The sequence below is a fragment of the Vibrio caribbeanicus ATCC BAA-2122 genome, assembly GCF_000165125.1.
Classification (GTDB): domain Bacteria; phylum Pseudomonadota; class Gammaproteobacteria; order Enterobacterales; family Vibrionaceae; genus Vibrio; species Vibrio caribbeanicus.
In genome coordinates this window covers 63939-83247 of the sequence record NZ_AEIU01000091.1, presented here as the reverse complement: position 1 = coordinate 83247, position 19309 = coordinate 63939, and the positions used below count along the sequence as shown (strand labels likewise).

Genomic DNA, 19309 nt, shown 5'->3' with positions numbered 1-19309 from the left:
AAACTGTCATTTTTTTGTCAGAGAAAATCAAAGCATAACTTTTAAGTAATTAAAATAACGAGCAAATTGATAGATGCACGCCCACCCAAAAACCTGCCAACACTCGTTAAAGTACCTGATGATCTCTAATAAAGTCCTTGGACCATCAACATTACTTTGCTTAGTAAATGCGAGAGTTAATAACCATGACTGTGGTATCAATGATGGGCACTACTATATCTAAAGTGTTGATATTGTTTAATGGGGTTTGTCACTAGATGGCTTCTGACGTCCGCTGGTAATATCACTAAAATATTGATTAATAATGTTTCCATACTCCCCTGAACTTTTCAGGTTTTTTAAAGCTTCGTCAAATTGAGCGATATCTTCCAAGGTCACCGTACCTCTTTTCGAAAAGGCAATATAGCTAGGCGTCGACTCAATGGGCGGCTGTTCAAAAATTAGCTGCTTATGCACTTGGTGAATCGCTGCAAGGTATCGTGCACCTGCTTCATTACTCACCCAAAAATCGACGCGTTTGTAACGTAGTAGCTGTAAACATTGTTCGGGTAGCTTTACTCTTATCACCGTTTTAAAGCGTTGTTTCTCGATCATATCATCGATATATCGACCATAGCTCACATTATTGATCAAACACAGACGTGATTGCTCGAATGTATCTTCATGCCAAGTCATTGTTGAAAATCTACTTCGAATTGCAACAATGTTTTGTTCAAATAATACACCATCGATATATCTAACGAACTGCTCTCTCTCGGGGGTTTTAAAAGCCGTAAAAATACCATCAGCTTTACCGCTTCGAACTTGAATGATGGCCCTACCCCAAGGTAATACGCTAATCTTTATAGGCTTCCCTAGGTTCTCGAAGATCTTTTCAACTATTTTTACAGCAACGCCACCCACTTCTTTTTTACCATTGAGAGTGACGTAGGGAGGATATTCAAGTACAACTAGCTTTACTTCTCCGCACACCAGAAAAGGGAGTAAACACAAGAACAGAGGTAACACCCTTTTCATAGAATGCTCTTGCTGTTGATGTGGTACTGACGTTGAAGTGAATATTTGATCATAAGGACACACATACAGTAGGGCTTTTTAAAATAATACCGTACAGCGAACCAAAAACGAGTATTTCAGAGGTTAAATAACTTAATTATCATTTATGATACACCCTCCCCCCCTTAAAGACTGACTCTAAAATCAAAAATAAGATGAATCAGCATAGCCTTCACTCACCAAAAAAAACAATAATAATCATTTACTTAAAAACAAAATCTATTTTCATGATTAACATTCTAATGTTCTAAATGAAAATTAACTTGCGCGATAACTGTTATTGCGATAACTTATTTTTAGTTAATGAGCAATCAGCCATTAGAAGTTAAGAATTATTAACATGTAAGTTTTCAATTGGAGAAGAATTATGAAAGTTATCTATCAAGCAAGTGCAACGTCAACAGGTGGTCGTGAGGGACGTTCCATTTCATCAGACAAGAAGCTGGATATCAATTTAAGCACCCCGAAGGAACTTGGTGGATTGGGTGGTGAAGGGACTAATCCAGAGCAACTCTTTGCTGCGGGCTACTCAGCATGCTTTATTGGTGCGCTAAAATTCGTTGCCGCACAACAAAACATCAAACTATCAGAAGAACTTTCAGTCACTGCCGATGTTGGCATTGGAGAAAACACAAAAGGCATCGGTTTTGCCATCACCGTAGATCTTCATGTCAACCTACCGGGACACGGAAAAGAGATAACAGAGCAACTGATTGAAACTGCGCATAAAGTTTGCCCGTATTCAAACGCAACGCGAGGCAACGTTGTCGTCAATACTCAAATCGTTTGATGGATAAACCACATAAAATAGCTGGGCTTCCCAGCTATTTACTTGCAGAGAGACCACAATTATTGTGATAACGATTATTGCATGTATACTTAGTTTGTTTTGATTGTGTACCACGAGTAAACTGGGTTATGACAGACCGCCAACTTTCTCCTTTAGCTTTAGAAGCTCAAATTTGTTTCGATCTCTATTCAACGTCACTTGCCATGACGCAAGTTTATAAACCCTATCTTGAAGAATTGAACCTTACTTATACCCAGTATTTAATTATGCTGGTTTTGTGGCAAAACGACGGAATTAGCCTTAAAGAAATAGCTGATGCACTCTTTCAAAAACCAGGAGCCTTGACCCCCGTAGTCAAAAGAATGGAAGCAGATGGTTTGCTCAAAAGAGTTCGTAGTAAAGAAGATGAACGTTATATGCAAGTAACACTCACAAAAGAAGGCCAAATGCTCAAACAAAAAGGGCTCAGAGTCAATCAATGTATGCGTGAAAATTTTGCAGGAGATAACCAAGACCTTCATACATTGAGTCTTCAACTCAAACAATTAAGAGCCAAACTACGAAGTAAAATTGATTAACTTCCCCAAAAGTAGAGACTGTAAAAATGATGCATATTGGTCATTATGCATCTAACTCTCCCATTACTGACTTTATGACTTTTTCCACTCATCGTTTGTCCCCAGCGCCACTTAATAACTTTAAATGCTTTCCTTTTGGTTAAATGCGCGATCGAGCTTGGTAATGGTGAATCAATTCCGTGGAGTTATATTTGTAGCTGACGAGGGCTTCAGTAATTCCACATATACCCAAGTAACCTCAAAATGCAAGGTTCAGCGAGAATAGCTTGCTTTACAGGCAAGGCAACGATTTGAAGATCTAGTCATCTAAATTGAAAATCGGTAACGACGCATGTAAAGCAAGACAACTCGCCCTTTGGGAGCGTTCCACAGCGCCGATTTCATCGTCAAACAACTTGGTAAGAGCCCACTATTACGCTGCGTTATTTTCCTTGAACTCAACGCTGTGGCATCGCTCTGAATCCTGCATTTTGACGTCACTTGGGTATAAAACATCTGGATATTATACCGACCAATAGCCGAAATCGTACGAATAAAATTCCTATTATTTAAATATTGATTTATCTCATCTGGACTAAATTCACTTTTTAACATATCAATATCTTTATAGTAAAAACTCTCTAAGAAAACACCTCAAGTTCCAACCGTCTTTTATATGTTTAGTGTCACTGTTAATTTGGCCACTTTTGATAGATCACTATGAATATCAACAATAAAAAACCATTTAAGTTAGTTATTATGTTAGTCATATCAAGTTTCTTTGCTATTTTAAAATAGAAAAATAGAGTAACAAATCTAAAATAAAGCAGAGTAAAATATCCACACTATTAATCTGAAATTATATTTATGTAACATTAAATATGTGATGATTTAATTTGAGTCAAGTCGAAAAATACTTAGAAATTACATCAAAATCTGTGGTTTTTTTGGTAGTTTTTATTGCAGCCTACGAGGTTCCTGAGATCATTCTAGGTAGCGTTATTTACTCGTAAAAAATAGGAGCAATAAATGACTGAAGCCAAATCAAAAATGCAGACCCATAAAGAAGAATATGGAAGCGGTACCTTTGAATTTGATAGTTGCAAGCTGACCCAAAGTGTCGCTGAGCGATTAGATAATTTGGCAAATTTTCTAAACGAATATCCAACATCACGAGTTGCAATCACCGGTTATACCGACAGTTCTGGGCCCGCTGCGTACAATCTTAAACTTTCAGAAATGCGCGCCCAGGCTGTGAAAGATTATCTAATTTCAGCAGGAATAGAAGAAGCACGCCTTACAGCCACTGGGCTTGGTGAAAACAACCCGGTTGCTGATAACTGTACTCATGAGGGACGAGAGAAAAATCGCAGAGTTGAAGTCGTGATTCCCGAGTTCGAGTACTAACCCTAACTCAACAAGTCAGTATCATTCACTGGCTTGTTACTTATTAAGTATCCCACTTCACCCCTCATATCAAAATTAAGAATGAACAGTAAAAGATTAAATATCTCTGGTGTTTTATAAAATAACTTAATTAATAAAATATACCGTATATTAAACCATTTATTTATTTGTGTATTTATAGTCAATTCTCATAATTAGTACAGCCTATCCATAGCCTTACATTTCCAAAAAGCTCAAAATCCATCTATCAGCTCGATGGATTTATATTATTTATAATATTAAATTTAAATTTGGGTTGAGGTGGATCTATTTTTCTGAAATTAAGTTTTGCTTGCTGTAAATATTCTAAATATAGATTTTATTTTCAAATGTATATGAATGTTAGAAATCGTTTCAGTTGATTAGGTCGTTAGTAAATTAAAAGTGTTTTTAATATTATTAACTTTATAGAGGAAAGAAAATGATGCAAAGAACTTCATTGGTTCTATCCACCCTACTACTTGGTATGGGAGTACAGTTACCTGTACACGCAGTGTCCCCCACCCATGATCCAGAAACTGCCTGTATCGTCAGTCGTGATACTGGCGCAAAATATTGCCTAGAGGCAGGACAAAGCTCAGGATATTCACTTCCATCTTATATCTATGGACATGAAGTCGATGTCATTGCACCCGACGGATTAGCTGTGCAACTCAGTGATTGGGATAACCTGTCATACAATCGTGTAGCTACTTTTAGCCGCCATACTCACAACAAGGCACTGAGGCGTGTCCGTGCGCGTAATGGACATTATCTTGACTTTTCTAACCCGCGCTCAATGCGCGTAATCAGTACAAATGCCCCTCATAAAGCGTGTGTCATCAGCCGTCTAAATGGTGCTGAGTTCTGTCTAAAACCAGAACATAGAAATAGAAAATGGTTTTTACCATTTTATATGTGGGGTCATCCAGTTGATGTCCTCGCACCAGAAGGCTTGGCAGTTCAGTTGAAAAACAAGTGGTCACATCATCGCTCTTGGGCAACAGTCACTACAGACACCAATAATGAAGATTTGACCAGAGTTCGCACTCATCATGGCTACGCCAATGTTTCCCGTCCTTTTTGGATGCGTGTCATTAATAGTTCAACTATTCAAAAAGATAAGCAGTTGATTCAGGACTTTAACGGTTTTGCTCATCTTTTTTCAAGAGGCTCTTGGGGACTGTTCACTTTTAAGAAGAACTACCAACCCGTCACTGAGTCTGACAAAACAACCTTTGTCGATGGCAAAAAGATCCTCTTCCAAGTTAAATGGACAGAGCGTACACTTCGCGCATTTTTGGGTGATGAAAGCTTCGTTGAGCTCAAAACCAGCATAGGAGTGGACAAAATCAGAAACTTAGTTGGAGCCCATTGTCCTGCAAAACTAGAAATTGGTCACCACAGAACCTACGGTAATCAATTCGGTCATGGCTACACTTCTGAGCTGGATACGGATACGTATCACTGTTATCGCGGTGCCTCAATCTACGCAAATCACCGACGCTACCCGCTTGATTTTAGTACCAACGCATCGACAGTGACTATTGAAAGCTATTTACCGACCGTACCTGGCGCAACGTATACTCTAGATTTAGATTATCAAAAACGTAATCACAATAGTAATGTGCACCCTGATGAGGCGTTTCGTGAGCTACTTGTGAAAGTCGCTTCTGATATCCAAGACGCCTCCGTTCAGGGTCTCACAGAGATTGAAACCGATAGTCACACTGTGTATTTGCCAATTAATGAACCTATCAGAGCACAGGATCTTCACAACGGTTTCGCAAAAGCAAAAATTACCTTTAAAGCTGACCGTTTCTTCACCAAAATCAGCCTACAAGATATGGGTAATGCTGACTCAATGGGTATTTTGGTGACTAAAGTAGTTTCAGATGAAACTAAGGCAAACCCATTTGAAGTCGCTTGTAAAATGTTCCACCCTCACAACCCAGAGCTACAAAAAGCTTGCTTGACGTCTACTGGTGAGCCTACTTATGTTCCTGAGTCGTGTGATCTCAATATTGATAACCATTTAGGTAATTTCGTTGTAGACAAGGCAGGTGAACGAGTGTCATCAAGGCCTGAGCGTTATGTTCCAGAAAATATCTTTAGTACAGAGCAATATTACTCTGTAGGTAAGAGTGGAATATCGACACTAAAACTTGCTGAGAACGGTGTGTACTCAGGATGTAGTATCCACAACCGTAAATTATCTTTGGAAGAGTTCACTAACAACAATCAAAACTTCAAGCAGTACGCAGAACAAGGTTTAATCAAGGTTCTTCTCTCTTGTAAACAAGATCACGAGACAGTGAAAAACTGGGAAACGTTGGAAACGACCTACCCAGAGAACCTGCTGGTTACCAATCGTAAAATCAACCAAGTATTTAATGACGAAAGATACGAAAGCTGTTCTCTTCGTGCCATTCGCTTTGTTGATAGAACGCATAAGCTCGCACCTTATATCGATGGATATCAGAAGAAGAGCGATGGTCTAGAAATCAGAAACTTAAAACTGAACTAAGCCAATAACCTAAGGCCTAGCGTTTTTGCTAGGCCTTTTACAGATATTCTCTATCAATTGCTTCATCATCAATAAACTTGGAAAGAGACCGGCTCTGCTGCGGCATGATTTTCTTAACACTCGACACTGAGGAAGTGCCCTGAACTCTTCATCTCGAACACAGCCACCCCTTTATTACTTAATATTTTCATAAGCTTATAAAAAAAACACTACCCTTTTTATCTGTAAAATTATCTTTTTAATCGAATAATAAGGCTTTCATCTTGAAAATTAAAATTCAGGGGCATTTTTTATCTTTCTTAGAGCAAATAAAACATAAGGTCGAAAAAAAGGCATTCTTTCTGGTGTTTTTAGCTGTCTTTCATCACTTCCCTGTCTTTGCACACCCAATGCAATCAGATACAGCACTATTAATAATGCAAAGCGTCTACAGTCCTAGCAATATAAATTACATTAACTTAAATGAAGTCAGTGATGATGCATTAGAAAAATCATTGCCCGCAGTAAATGACAATGTGATCAATGAAAATAAAAAGTATCTGTTGGACTTTTCACAGTTAGAAGATAACGACAAAATTGAGCGCTACCAAAAGCAAATACAGAGCCGAATCGGAATGTCCATTGTCACACCATTTTTAGCGATTACAAATTACCAAGGCTCTATGCTTTTTACCCCTATCTCTGACTCTCTAGATCCACAAATACAGAGATTAAACGAAGACAACAGCAGGCCTAGTTCGAGCAGAAAAAGAAGATCTGTCCAAAAGATATCTCCACCTAAACTCAGCTTTTACGTCAGCCTAAATAAGCAATTTTCAGAAAGTGATTGCCTTTTTCCAAGAGTTACCCCTTGGCTTGATACGCAACCCGCCCAGTCTTTTTACTGCAGCAGATCTGCCAATATTTCTCTTATTTTCCAGGTCGAATTCTTACGCAGCTTAAAGAATGAAAAGGATCAACTGAATGTACCAGACAAAAAATTGGTAAGAATAAGCTTCTATGAAGAATTAGGAGCTGGTTTTCATTTAAACGACAGCTTTAGCCAGATCATGGACACAAGCAATCCAACCACTTTGATTCACGGATGGTCAGACATTCATGGTTACAGTGCTATCGCCAAGAGTTACACCATCAATATTATCGGACAATCGGATTTACAGATCTTAGAAAAAAGACCAGCAACGAATATTCAAAGTAATTATTCACACCGTGAAGTCAGTAACTTCTCTATTGGTGTCTCTAGTAATCTAAATAACCCAAAAGAAGCACTCTCTATTACAGGTACTCACACTGAAGGTCGGTGGTTTAGTTATAATACCACTGACTATAAGGTAAATATATCCACACCAAACCCTACCACTTTTTCTGTATCTTGGATTCGTGATCAATATGACACAGCCGATTCTCTTATTGAAAGGCGAACATCCGCGATATTGCCCGGCCTCGACCTTGAGACATTTATCAACCCCAAAAATGTTAAGGAAGTTGGTTACAAAAACTTCACTCCTCAAATGAGTGTTACTTATGGTGTTGATACTCATAAACAAGACTATAGCTATATACTTGTTGACGCCAATGTTGAATACTCCCCCGTCTATGTCGGTAGATTTTTGGAAGGTGGTTGGTATTACAGTTACAATGGTTTTGTCGCCCAAACCAAAACAGTATCGGTAGCCAAGCTCATAGGGATAGATTGGAGCCATCCTGTTTTTACAGGAAGACGGCCTGTCAGTTTACAATTGGGTATTTTTAACAATCGCTGTTTAAGTCGCGATAAAGAAAATCGCTTATCAGTCAATGAATGCAACCTTCATGATTTCGATAGATTATTTATCTATGACGGTTTTAAACGATATATCTCTGCCAGCAATCAACATTTATGCCTTGATGGTGCATCTATAGGACTGGTTACACTGGAACCTTGTAGTCAAGCATTGAGCCAAAAGTGGGAGTGGGAAAATCATCGATTGAAAAACCTATTTCAAAACCGTTATTTAACCCATGATAAAAGATCGACTGGTCTGTTTCTAACTCAAGAGGTTAGTTCAAAAAGAAGAAGCCAACTCCTGTTCACTACTCACTCACCCCTTTATTAAAATATTGGTTGCTATTTTTTAAATTATGACTTTAAAAAAGACACACCAAAAGTTCCTCTGTGTGTCTTTTGCGTACCGTCAGAATATCAAGTCTGAAAGTTAAAAATCCAATACTGGGCACTTCTACTTCAGAGGTTCACTATTTTTCAAAGTGGCTATTCTTTTGGCCTTGATGTTGGTTTTTTATAACGTAAAAAAAACCGGCTGAGTCGCCGGTTTATTTTATGAAGTGAGTTTATCCAATATCAGTGTGGCCTTCCTCAAACTCCCACTGAATACCGTATTTATCGATAAAATAGAAGTAGCGTATACCACCGACCACATCAACTACCTCTTGTTTAACTTCACTATTCATTTCGAGTTCTTGATCTACAAAATAAAAGTCATCAGCTTTTATAGGGGAAATTTGAAATGGCTGGTAATCTTCATGTGTACTGATGAATCTTACTTCTTCGGTATTTTTTATCCTTTTAAACTCATCCATAATACCTTCTACTTTAAGGCAAATATGGCCAATACCACCTATTTGATGAGTTTTCTTATCTCTATTAATATGGTTTATATTTTCATTTGGATAGTGGTACTGCATGAGTTCGATGAAGATACCGCTTTGGTCAATTTCAATAAATTCGATGGATACATCAACTTTATCATAATCTTCCATAAAGCCAGCAGATTTAGAAAACCCTTCATTTTTAAAATTATTGAATCTTTGAACTGCTTTACCTTTTAAGAGATTACAGTAATATTTTGATGCCTCTTCAATATCATCAACAACGATATTTATATGACCTAACTTCATTATTGCCATGTAACAAGGATTCCTAAACGTTTATTAGATTTATGATTTTAGTGTTAAAATTAAAACTATATTTGTTTAAGGTATTAAATATAGCACGTAGAAATATAAAATACTACTGACATAAATTGTCAATGTATTGAATTAATATAATAGATAAAGATTAAAGAGGAATATATATTTTGAATTTAGATTCCATTGTACTATATGTTGATAATATCAATAAAAACATTGATTTTTATACTAGGTTATTTGACTGTGATCCAGTTTTACTATCTCCAACCTTTGCTCAGCTAAATTGTGTAGACAACATACAAATCTCATTGAAGCTGGCCAGCCAATTAAACCCAAAAAGCTCGGTAAAAGGTGGAGGGACAGAGTTATCGCTTCATATGCCGGATAAAGTATCATTTGATAGTCTATTCAACACTTGGAAACAACTTGGTGTTCAGTTTGAGCAAGAGTGTCAAACTGCTGTCTATGGGCATAACTTTGTTGCTAAAGACCCCGATGAACATAGAATAAGAGTGTTTACCCAATCTGTATAAGGGTAATACCCAAGTAACCTCAAGATGCTAGAACTAGCGAGAAGAGGACATACAAATAGAGGCTATGCCTCAAGTATGTCCCTTAAAAGGTTCAACATATAGACTCAATTAGCCTTTGAATAGTAAGTCATGACAGCTCCTTGCGAATAATTTCTGCTCCTTGACTTAATGCTTGCAGCTTTGCATAAGCAACATTTCTAGGTAAAGGAGTCATACCGCAATTAGTACAGGGGTATAAGTTCTCGGCTTCAACGTATTTCAATGCTTGTCTTAGAGTATCAGCGACCTCTTCTGCGGTTTCAATTTTATGAGTCGCTACATCTATCGCGCCTACCATCACTTTCTTACCCTTAATTAATGAGAGTAATTCAATTGGTACGCGAGAATTGTGGCATTCTAGTGAGATAATATCGATGTTAGATTGTTGAAGCTTTGGAAATACTTCCTCATACTGACGCCACTCTGTTCCTAACGTTTTCTTCCAATCCGTATTGGCTTTAATGCCGTATCCATAGCAAATATGCACTGCTGTTTCACACTGCAATCCTTCGATTGCTCTCTCAAGGGCTGCGATACCCCAATTGTTTACATCGTCAAAGAATACGTTAAATGCTGGCTCATCAAACTGAATAATATCAACCCCTATTGCCTCCAACTCCTTGGCTTCTTGATTGAGGACTTTGGCAAACTCCCAAGCCAGTGCCTCACGATCGTGATAATAGCCATCATATAAAGTATCAATCATTGTCATTGGCCCAGGCAATGCCCATTTTATTGGACCATCAGTTTGGCTACGCAAAAACTTGGCATCTTCGACAAAAACTGATCTTGGGCGAGATATAGGGCCAACGACACTAGGGACACTAGCTTCATAACGATTTCTGATTGTTACGGTCTGACGCTTTTCAAAATCGACGCCATCAAGATGTTCGATAAAGGTTGTGACAAAATGTTGTCGAGTTTGCTCACCGTCACTCACAATATCAATGCCAGCACGTTCTTGTTCCAAAAGTGTCGCTCTTAGCGCATCTTGTTTTCCATCGATAAGCTCTGTTCCACTTAATTTCCAAGGTGACCACAATGTTTCGGGCTGAGCTAACCAAGAAGGTTTAGGTAGGCTACCGGCTGTTGAGGTTGGCAGTAATTTTTTCATCATCATTTCCTTTGTCTTAGTGCTTCAGTTACACAGCGTTTGTAGACCACTTTTCCAGCAGACTTTGGTAGGGTTTAATAAAGTGCTCTTCTGCAAACTTCCCTTGTTTCACAGCTAATTGACTACGTTCTTCACGGTCGTATACGATCTGAGTCAATGAATGATCTGAGTTTTTAAGATTAGGTCGGTAACATTTACCCGCAACAGAATTGGCATTGTAAATCTCAGGTCGATAGATCTTCTGGAAGGTTTCCATCGTGCTAATAGTGCTAATCAGTTCAAGATTAGTGTAATCATTTAATAAATCGCCAAAAAAGAAAAAGGCCAGAGGCGCTACACTATTAGGTGGCATAAAATAACGCACCTTAAGACCCATTTTCTTAAAATATTGTTCAGTGAGTGATGACTCGTTTGGCTGATATTCAACACCTAATATTGGATGTTGATTATCAGTCTGGTAGTAAGTTTTATTATCCGAAACACTCAAACATATCACGGGTAATTTATTAAAATTTTCTGTGTATTCATCTGATTTTATGAAGTTTTTGAATAATTTTCCGTGTAGCTCTCCAAAGTCATCTGGAATACTGAATACCGTCTTATCTTTGTTGTGCTCAAGCAGTAAAACACTAAAATCATAATCTCGAACATAAGAAGAAAAATTATTACCAACAATCCCTTCCATACGCAGATTAGTTTGGTGATCCAACACATGAGTTTTCAATATTTCTATAGATGGAAAAGACTGCTCTTTACTATCGACTTGTATTTCAACAGAAATAATTTCTAACTCAACTGAATAACGGTCGGCATTCGGGTTGTCCCAATGTGCTAAAGAATTAAAGCTATTATTTATCATAGCCAGCGCATTTCTCAGATTACTTTGGCGACTTTCTCCCCTAGCAAGGTTCGCAAAATTTGTGGTAATTCGAGTCGTATCGTTAGGAAGGTAGTTTTCATCAAAGAATAAACTTTTGATTGTGAATTTAAAATCGTTAATCTGCATACTTTCCTATCCTTTTCGATAAATAACGGCAACCAGTTATCACTTAATAAAAACTTTTGGGTAATCAGGTTTTATTCCCAACTTGGTAAGAGCCAACTATTCCGCTTCGTTATTTTCCTTGAACTCAACGCTGTGGCATCGCTCTTAATCCTGCATTTTGACGTCACTTGGGTATAGACATTGATGATGCCCATACCCCGGTACTTAAATCATTTATACGAATTCTCATAGTGAAAGGAAAACGCTTTTCTTTCACCTGTAACATGAAACATATTCATGATCTTAAGAAGTCAATTGGTGTAAGATTTGTGCTTCATGAATATAAGAAGAGCAAGATAATGAATGAGTCTCTACTACTGATTTTTTACTGTGCACTGCTGGGTAGTGGTGTGGGTTTTCTCGCTGGGTTACTCGGAATTGGTGGCGGGCTAATTATCGTCCCAGTTTTAAGTGCTATCTTAATACACTTCAATATTTTACCCTCAGAGCAAACGATTATCGCGGCAATTGCCACTTCCTTGGCCTCGATTTTATTTACATCTACTTCTTCGGCTATCGCTCATAATAAGAACGGCAATGTTCCGTGGGCGCTAGCACCTTGGGTCATGACTGGTGTCGCCTTGGGTGCACTTTTAAGCGGCTTTATCGCATCACTTTTACCTGAGCAAATAGTACGTTCGGTATTTGCCGTTTGTGTAGTGCTTATCGCAATAAAAATGCTCTATAGCAGTACAAGAAATGAAAAAAACACTCAGCGAGCATTACCAAACAAGGGGCTATTGACTTTCTTTACCACCATAACAGGTGCATTATCGGCAATGATAGGAATTGGTGGCGGAGCACTGCTCGTTCCTTTGTTAACTTTTTTTTCTATCGATATGAAAAAAGCGATTGGATGTGCCTCAGCCTGCGGAATCGTCATTGCGCTATTTGGCTCTATCGGGTACATCAGCTCAGGTATTGAGCAATTTTCTTTAAAGGATGGTTTTGCAGGATTTGTCTACTTACCCGCTTTATTTGGCATAATTTGTACTTCTTGGTTTACCGCACCACTTGGCGCGAAAGCCACTCAAACATTACCCGTTGCTTCAATAAAAAAAGCGTTTGCAGGCTTATTATTTATCATCGCAGCTAAGATGGTTTTTTAAAGGTTTGATACCCAAGTAACCTCAAGATGCAAGGTTCAGCGAGAATAGCTTGCTTTACAGGTAAGGCAACGATTTGAAAATCTAGTTATCTAAATTTAAAGTCATTGGACAAAAAAATAACCTGTCCAACTCATAAGAGTCGAACAGGTTATGCATAGTTGACAAAGGTATCTATTGGCTAATTAGTTCCTTATAAGCGATCGTCTTACCTTGAGGTTTTTCGTTTTCAAGCTTGGCTTTTGGAGCTCCTGGTTGCGAGAGCCAATAGTCACGCCCTTTTTTCTTATTGAGCTTAGGACCGCACTCTCCTTGCGCACCACTTCGCTCCAACCTTTGCATCACTCGGTCTTGAGCTTTAGCTAAACCATCCAAAGCCTCTTGCGGTGTTTTTTCACCACTCGCCGCTTCTGAAACGTATTGCCACCATAGCTGTGCAAGCTTTGGATAATCAGGAACGTTTGTTCCTGTTGGGGTCCACTGTTTACGAGCATCACTCCGATAAAACTCAACTAAACCGCCTAATTTGGGAGCGACATCCGTCATGGCTTGAGAATTAATGTCTGATTCACGGATTGGAGTTAAGCCAACTAACGTCTTTTTCAAACTAACAGATTTTGAAACAACAAACTGGGCATATAACCAAGCCGCTTGGCGACGATTTAAAGGTGTGCTTTTTAAGAAGGTCCAAGAGCCAGCATCTTGATAGCCCAACTTCATTCCTTCTTCCCAATAAGGCCCACGTGGAGACGGTGCCATACGCCATTTAGGCGTACCATCTTCATTGACAACGGGTAAACCAGGCTTGGTCATATCGGCAGTAAAAGCGGTGTACCAGAAGATTTGCTGTGCAATCGACCCTTGCGCCGGAACTGGGCCTGCTTCACCGAAAGTCATACCTTGCGCTTCTGGTGGTGCGTATTGCTTGAGCCAGTCAACGTATTTCGTTGTCGCATAAACGGCTGCTGGACCATTAGTTGCGCCTCCTCGAGAAACATCCGAACCTACAGGTCTGCAACCTTCGATACGAATTCCCCATTCATCGACTGGCAAACCGTTTGGAATGCCTTTATCTCCTGCTCCCGCCATAGAGAACCAAGAATCGGTGAAGCGCCATCCCAAAGATGGGTCTTTCTTACCATAATCCATATGGCCGTAGACACGTTCACCATCGATGTTTTTTACTTTTTTTGAGAAAAACTCTGCAATGTCTTCATAAGCAGACCAATTCAAAGGGACGCCAAGCTCATAACCATATTCTTTTTTAAACTTAGCTTTTAAATCCGGACGCTCAAACCAATCTGCTCTAAACCAATAGAGGTTGGCAAACTGCTGATCAGGTAACTGGTAAATTTTACCGTCAGGTCCGGTGGTAAAATCTAATCCAATGAAGTCGGGTAAATCAAGGTATGGGTTGGTCACGCTCTTACCTTCGCCTTCAATAAAATCCGAAATAGGCACCACTTTACCGTAACGAACGTGAGTACCAATTAAGTCAGAATCGTTTATGTAACCATCATAGATATTGCGGCCAGTTTGCATCTGCGTTTGCAGTTTCTCAACGACATCACCCTCTTGAATCAGGTCATGATTGACTTTGATACCCGTGATCTCATAAAACGCCTTTGCTAAGGTTTTAGACTCGTATTCATGAGTGGTAATCGTCTCTGAAGCCACGTTGATTTCCATTCCCTTAAAAGGTTTAGCGGCATCAATGAACCACTGCATCTCCTTCATTTGTTCTTTTTCAGAAAGGGTTGATGGAGAAAATTCTTCGACCATCCATTTTTTCGCAGACGCCATATCTGCAAAAGAAAATGGCGATATAGCAGCAAGTGAAAAGATTATAGCTAAGCGTTTTGCTAGAGCTGTCTTATTAATATCCTTTTTCATTATTCCATAACTCCAATTATGAATATCTTGTTTCTCGTTACTGGTTACACTCAATACTCTTGACTCTAAATCAGCGCCAATGAAGTATGAGCGCGTGATACATTACTCTTTTATCCCCACTTTAAAACCGTACCCAGCCAAATGACACAAATGGTAAATGGCACCCAAATGGATAATTCTGAAAACCCAATAAAACCCAAATGAACGAACGCAGAGCTTAATAAACCAATAAAAAGTCGATCTCCTCGTGTGGTCGTAATGGGTAAAAAACCTTTTCTCTCAGTACATGGCGACAGCACCTCTCGAACCGTCATTGTTAACAAAATCAGTGCAATACCGAGAAAAAATAGTGCTGACGGTGTGGTCCAAGCCATCCAATTCATAATCTTGCTCCTTAAACTCGACCCAATGCGAAACCTTTCGCAACGTGATTTCTCACAAACCAAATAACCAATACACCTGGCAGTATGGTTAAAACACCAGCTGCCGCCAGCACTCCCCAATCTATACCAGAGGCGCTGACCGTTCGGGTCATTACCGCAGATATTGGTTTGGCATCTATAGATGTCAGCGTTCTGGCAAGCAGTAACTCAACCCAGCTGAACATGAAGCAGAAAAAGGCCGAGACCCCAATCCCTGAACGGATCATCGGCAAAAATATTTTGATAAAAAACTTCGGAAAACTGTATCCATCGATATAGGCAGTTTCATCAATTTCTCTTGGAACTCCCGACATGAAGCCTTCTAAGATCCATACTGCAAGTGGTACGTTAAATAGACAATGCGCTAGTGCCACTGCGATATGGGTGTCAAATAACCCCACAGAAGAATAGAGCTGAAAGAAAGGAAGTAAAAAGACCGCAGGTGGTGCCATACGGTTGGTAAGCAACCAGAAAAAGAGATGCTTATCACCAATAAACTTGTAACGTGAAAACGCATAGGCGGCAGGAAGCGCAACGGTCAGCGTAATCACCATGTTCATTACAACATAAATAATCGAATTGACGTAGCCCATATACCAACTCGAATCAGAGAATATGGTTTGGTAATTTTTAAACGTCCAATTTTCAGGAAAAAAACTTAAACTACCTAATATCTCCTGATTCTCTTTAAAGGACATATTCACTAGCCAGTAAATAGGCAACATTAAGCACAGAATATAAAAAGTAAGCCCTAATACATGCGCTATTCGTGTCGATTTAGTTTTATTTATAGTCATAGTAAATCCCTTACTTATTTTCACCATGCGTCATTGCTGTATAAAAAACCCAGCTCACCAACAAAATGATTAGAAAATATATAATTGAAAAAGCAGCCGCAGGACCTATGTCAAATTGTCCAATAGCCATTTTGGTTAGTGTCTGACTAAGGAAAGTTGTGGAGTTACCCGGTCCTCCTCCGGTGAGAACAAAAGGTTCGGTATAAATCATGAAGCTATCCATAAAACGGATCAAAATACCGATTAATAGAACACTTTTTAGTTTTGGCAGTTGAATAAATCGGAACACAGACCAACGTGAAGCTCGATCAATATTAGCCGCTTGATAATAAGCATCAGGAATTGCTCTTAGCCCTGAGTAACATAGTAATGCAATTAATGATGTCCAGTGCCAAACATCCATTAAGATAACGGTTAACCAAGCGTCAAGAGGATTACCTGCATAATTATAATTTATGCCTAAACCATTTAATGCCCAACCAAATAGACCAATGTCTGCCCGACCAAAGATCTGCCAAATCGTACCCACGACATTAAGGGGAATCAAAAGGGGAACAGCCAATATGATAAGACATACTGCAGACCAGCGTCCTTGAGTTGGCATCATCAGAGCAACCAGAATACCGAGCGGCACTTCAATCATTAAAATGGTAAAAGTAAAACCGAACTGCCGTAATAAGGCGCCATGCAAACGCTCATCATTTAAGATTTCCCGATACCACTCCGTCCCTACGAAGTAAGCGGTATTGGCATCAAAAATATCTTGCAGTGAGTAATTGACTACCGTCATTAAGGGGACGATGGCACTAAAAGCAACCAGAATAAAAACTGGCAGAACAAGGAACCAAGCGCGATTATTGGTTATTTTATCCATCACAGCTCTCCAATATTAACAAGGAATTCATCGACATAGAGCATGGTCCATTGCTCAGGAAAGCTTATATAGGCTTGCTTCTCTGGTACGGGCTGATCCTCTTGCAGCCGAGCTTTGATTTGCTGCTCGCCAACAAGTAATGTGATGATTTTATAAGTACCCAGATCTTCAACATGCAACACACTGGCTTTTAATGCTGACTGGTTGGCAGTTTCCCAAACATGTACAAACTCTGGTCTAATACCAATTTTGATGTTTTGGCTCTTGGCTTTGTTTATCGCATGTCGGTAAGCATCTGATAGAGGCACTTCGACCCCATCAAACATGACACCATTCTCTGTCGGATGCACTTCAAGCAAGTTCATTCCTGGACTACCAATGAAATAACCAACAAAAGTATGGTTAGGCCGTTCAAATAGCTCTCTGGGTGTTCCGAATTGAACAATTTGCCCGTTGTACATAACTGCAATTTCATCAGCAAACGTAGACGCTTCAAGTTGGTCATGAGTAACGTAAACCATAGTGATATTAAACTGCTGATGAATCTGTTTTAGCTTACGGCGCAACTTCCACTTTAGTTGTGGATCAATAACCGTCAGAGGTTCATCAAATAAAATTGCAGAGACATCATCACGGACTAGACCTCTCCCCATCGATACCTTTTGCTTTTCATCTGCGGTTAGATGTTGTGCTTTTTTTGACAGCACGCTGGTCAGTTCAAGAATCTCTGCAATTTCGGTGACCTTTGAATGTACTTTTGCTTGGTGAACCTTCATATTGCGTAAAGGAAAAGCCAAATTATCGTAAACTGACATGGTGTCGTAGATAACGGGAAACTGGAAAACCTGCGCAATATTACGATCTTGCGGAGGCATTGAGTTGACACGTATATCATCAAACATGACATCTCCCTGAGATGGGCTCATCAAACCTGAAATGATATTAAGTAGCGTCGACTTACCACATCCTGAGGGGCCAAGTAGAGCGTACGCTCCACCTTGCTTCCATACATGATTCATCTCTTTAATCGCGTACACGGATGACTCTGAAGGCTTTTTATCATACGTGTGGGCAAGAGAATTTAAGCTTATTTGTACCATGTTATTGCCCTCTGATGTTGCGACTAGGGGCATGAACAAGTACGTCATCCATCCCGAAGACATAGAATTTATGGATAGGAATATAGATTTTTATGGTTTCATCGACTTCATAGCTATGAACTCCCGCAAGATGAAGAACCATATCTAGTTGAGCATTACGCACATGGAGAAAAGTCTCAGAACCACTTATCTCTGCCACTTCAACTTGCACGGTCAACTCAACATCATCATCATGTTTAGGCAAAAGGCTTAGATGACTAGGACGAATACCAAATTGATATTCTCCTCTTTCTAAGTTGCTAAGTGATTGGTTGAGTGGAAAGTGGGCACTTTTGTCAAAAGTGATCTCATTACTATTGACCTCTCCACGTATCAGATTGATGGGAGGTTCACTGAATAAAGTGGCAGATCCAACATTGTCAGGACGATGGTAAACCGAAGCCGTAGCCCCTGACTGCATCACTTTTCCTTCATGAAGAATTGTAGTGGTTCCCCCTAAAGCCAAAGCTTCGTTTGGTTCTGTAGTCGCATAAATCGCAATAGTATGGCGAGTTTGAAACAGCTCACGCATTTCCTGACGTAATTCTTCACGTAATTTGTAGTCAAGATTCACTAACGGCTCATCAAACAAAATTATCTCAGCATCTTTAACTAATGCTCGAGCCATTGCCGTTCTTTGTTGCTGCCCTCCTGATAATTCAAGCGGGTATTTTTTAAGATGTTCTGTAATGCGCAGCATCTCGGCAGTTTGATAAACTCTCTGATTTATTTCATCTCGAGACATACCAGACAAACGTAACGGAGAAGCAATATTCTCAAATACTGTGAGATTGGGATAATTGATAAACTGCTGATAGACCATAGATATGTTTCGATCTCGTACTGACACTCCTGTGACATCAACGCCGTTAACAAGAATACGACCAGAGCTTGGTCGGTCCAGACCAGCGATCAAGCGCATTAATGATGTTTTCCCTGCTAATGTACGCCCAAGAAGGACATTGAATGAACCGGGTTCAAATGTCAGGTTGACGTCTGATATATGCATTTCTCCGTCAACATATTTACTTACCTGCTCCAGTGTTAATGACACTAAATGCTCCTTTCCCTGCGAATATCAA

The 19309-nt window shown here is 39.4% G+C and carries 17 protein-coding genes and 1 pseudogene; 8 read left to right on the top strand and 10 right to left on the bottom strand.

Going from position 1 to position 19309, the window contains the following annotated elements:
- Nucleotides 1–237: 237 nt before the first annotated feature.
- A complete protein-coding gene (locus RH40_RS15115; RefSeq protein ID WP_009602488.1) occupies nt 238–1017 on the bottom strand; it encodes a substrate-binding periplasmic protein in 780 nt (259 codons plus the stop codon).
- 406 nt (nt 1018–1423) lie between these two features.
- Here RH40_RS15115 and RH40_RS15110 point away from each other — a divergent pair, with 406 nt between their 5' ends.
- The 6 genes and pseudogenes from RH40_RS15110 (at nt 1424) to RH40_RS15090 (ending at nt 8451) form a co-directional block, all read left to right on the top strand.
- Complete coding sequence (locus tag RH40_RS15110) at nt 1424–1846, top strand: organic hydroperoxide resistance protein (protein ID WP_009602486.1); 423 nt, start codon at nt 1424–1426, stop codon at nt 1844–1846.
- 128 nt (nt 1847–1974) lie between these two features.
- A complete protein-coding gene (locus RH40_RS15105; RefSeq protein WP_009602484.1) occupies nt 1975–2424 on the top strand; it encodes a MarR family winged helix-turn-helix transcriptional regulator in 450 nt (149 codons plus the stop codon).
- Between the two features lie 311 nt (nt 2425–2735).
- Nucleotides 2736–2942 (top strand): hypothetical protein, encoded by a 207-nt coding sequence (locus RH40_RS20910; protein WP_081455022.1) that lies wholly within the window; start codon nt 2736–2738, stop codon nt 2940–2942.
- Between the two features lie 514 nt (nt 2943–3456).
- A pseudogene (locus tag RH40_RS15100) lies at nt 3457–3810 on the top strand (OmpA family protein); the annotation flags it as partial.
- A gap of 505 nt (nt 3811–4315) precedes the next feature.
- Nucleotides 4316–6355, top strand: a complete 2040-nt coding sequence (locus RH40_RS15095; RefSeq protein WP_422636331.1) for a hemolysin — start codon at nt 4316–4318, stop codon at nt 6353–6355.
- Nucleotides 6356–6618: 263 nt separating this feature from the next.
- Nucleotides 6619–8451 (top strand): leukocidin family pore-forming toxin, encoded by a 1833-nt coding sequence (locus RH40_RS15090; RefSeq protein ID WP_009602481.1) that lies wholly within the window; start codon nt 6619–6621, stop codon nt 8449–8451.
- Between the two features lie 235 nt (nt 8452–8686).
- Here the strand turns inward: RH40_RS15090 and RH40_RS15085 are convergent, their stop codons facing one another.
- Nucleotides 8687–9262, bottom strand: a complete 576-nt coding sequence (locus RH40_RS15085) for a VOC family protein (protein WP_009602480.1) — start codon at nt 9260–9262, stop codon at nt 8687–8689.
- 167 nt (nt 9263–9429) lie between these two features.
- Here RH40_RS15085 and RH40_RS15080 point away from each other — a divergent pair, with 167 nt between their 5' ends.
- Nucleotides 9430–9798 carry a VOC family protein gene (locus RH40_RS15080; protein ID WP_039954793.1) on the top strand — a complete coding sequence of 123 codons (369 nt, stop codon included), beginning with the start codon at nt 9430–9432 and terminating at the stop codon, nt 9796–9798.
- Between the two features lie 127 nt (nt 9799–9925).
- On the opposite strand, the gene RH40_RS15075 is transcribed toward RH40_RS15080, so the two are convergent.
- Nucleotides 9926–10951, bottom strand: a complete 1026-nt coding sequence (locus RH40_RS15075; RefSeq protein WP_009602477.1) for a methionine synthase — start codon at nt 10949–10951, stop codon at nt 9926–9928.
- A 28-nt stretch (nt 10952–10979) separates the two neighbouring features.
- Nucleotides 10980–11957: a DUF1852 domain-containing protein gene (locus RH40_RS15070; protein WP_009602476.1), complete on the bottom strand. Its 978-nt coding sequence runs from the start codon at nt 11955–11957 to the stop codon at nt 10980–10982.
- Nucleotides 11958–12295: 338 nt separating this feature from the next.
- Between RH40_RS15070 and RH40_RS15065 the strand changes: the two genes are divergently transcribed.
- Nucleotides 12296–13105: a sulfite exporter TauE/SafE family protein gene (locus tag RH40_RS15065; protein ID WP_009602475.1), complete on the top strand. Its 810-nt coding sequence runs from the start codon at nt 12296–12298 to the stop codon at nt 13103–13105.
- 171 nt (nt 13106–13276) lie between these two features.
- On the opposite strand, the gene RH40_RS15060 is transcribed toward RH40_RS15065, so the two are convergent.
- From RH40_RS15060 to RH40_RS15035, 6 genes are all read right to left on the bottom strand, one after another.
- Nucleotides 13277–14995 (bottom strand): ABC transporter substrate-binding protein, encoded by a 1719-nt coding sequence (locus RH40_RS15060; RefSeq protein WP_009602474.1) that lies wholly within the window; start codon nt 14993–14995, stop codon nt 13277–13279.
- A 110-nt stretch (nt 14996–15105) separates the two neighbouring features.
- Entirely contained in the window at nt 15106–15378 is a 273-nt protein-coding gene (locus tag RH40_RS15055) for a DUF2160 domain-containing protein (protein ID WP_009602473.1), read from the bottom strand.
- Nucleotides 15379–15389: 11 nt separating this feature from the next.
- The gene (locus tag RH40_RS15050) at nt 15390–16214 is read right to left on the bottom strand and encodes a carbohydrate ABC transporter permease (RefSeq protein WP_009602472.1); all 825 of its coding nucleotides are present in this window, start codon (nt 16212–16214) and stop codon (nt 15390–15392) included.
- A gap of 10 nt (nt 16215–16224) precedes the next feature.
- Nucleotides 16225–17088 carry a carbohydrate ABC transporter permease gene (locus RH40_RS15045; protein WP_009602471.1) on the bottom strand — a complete coding sequence of 288 codons (864 nt, stop codon included), beginning with the start codon at nt 17086–17088 and terminating at the stop codon, nt 16225–16227.
- Nucleotides 17088–18188 (bottom strand): ABC transporter ATP-binding protein, encoded by a 1101-nt coding sequence (locus RH40_RS15040; RefSeq protein ID WP_009602470.1) that lies wholly within the window; start codon nt 18186–18188, stop codon nt 17088–17090. The genes RH40_RS15045 and RH40_RS15040 overlap by 1 nt, the downstream gene beginning before the upstream one ends.
- Nucleotide 18189: 1 nt before the next feature.
- Nucleotides 18190–19281: an ABC transporter ATP-binding protein gene (locus RH40_RS15035; RefSeq protein WP_009602469.1), complete on the bottom strand. Its 1092-nt coding sequence runs from the start codon at nt 19279–19281 to the stop codon at nt 18190–18192.
- Nucleotides 19282–19309: the final 28 nt, after the last annotated feature.

What these genes read in the sequence shown, in the direction of transcription:
- RH40_RS15115 (WP_009602488.1), bottom strand. Translation starts at nt 1,017, where the DNA reads ATGAAAAGGGTGTTACCTCTGTTCTTGTGTTTACTCCCTTTTCTGGTG.
- RH40_RS15110 (WP_009602486.1), top strand. Translation starts at nt 1,424, where the DNA reads ATGAAAGTTATCTATCAAGCAAGTGCAACGTCAACAGGTGGTCGTGAG.
- RH40_RS15105 (WP_009602484.1), top strand. Translation starts at nt 1,975, where the DNA reads ATGACAGACCGCCAACTTTCTCCTTTAGCTTTAGAAGCTCAAATTTGT.
- RH40_RS15095 (WP_422636331.1), top strand. Translation starts at nt 4,316, where the DNA reads ATGGGAGTACAGTTACCTGTACACGCAGTGTCCCCCACCCATGATCCA.
- RH40_RS15085 (WP_009602480.1), bottom strand. Translation starts at nt 9,262, where the DNA reads ATGGCAATAATGAAGTTAGGTCATATAAATATCGTTGTTGATGATATT.
- RH40_RS15075 (WP_009602477.1), bottom strand. Translation starts at nt 10,951, where the DNA reads ATGAAAAAATTACTGCCAACCTCAACAGCCGGTAGCCTACCTAAACCT.
- RH40_RS15070 (WP_009602476.1), bottom strand. Translation starts at nt 11,957, where the DNA reads ATGCAGATTAACGATTTTAAATTCACAATCAAAAGTTTATTCTTTGAT.
- RH40_RS15065 (WP_009602475.1), top strand. Translation starts at nt 12,296, where the DNA reads ATGAATGAGTCTCTACTACTGATTTTTTACTGTGCACTGCTGGGTAGT.
- RH40_RS15060 (WP_009602474.1), bottom strand. Translation starts at nt 14,995, where the DNA reads ATGAAAAAGGATATTAATAAGACAGCTCTAGCAAAACGCTTAGCTATA.
- RH40_RS15055 (WP_009602473.1), bottom strand. Translation starts at nt 15,378, where the DNA reads ATGAATTGGATGGCTTGGACCACACCGTCAGCACTATTTTTTCTCGGT.
- RH40_RS15050 (WP_009602472.1), bottom strand. Translation starts at nt 16,214, where the DNA reads ATGACTATAAATAAAACTAAATCGACACGAATAGCGCATGTATTAGGG.
- RH40_RS15045 (WP_009602471.1), bottom strand. Translation starts at nt 17,088, where the DNA reads ATGGATAAAATAACCAATAATCGCGCTTGGTTCCTTGTTCTGCCAGTT.
- RH40_RS15040 (WP_009602470.1), bottom strand. Translation starts at nt 18,188, where the DNA reads ATGGTACAAATAAGCTTAAATTCTCTTGCCCACACGTATGATAAAAAG.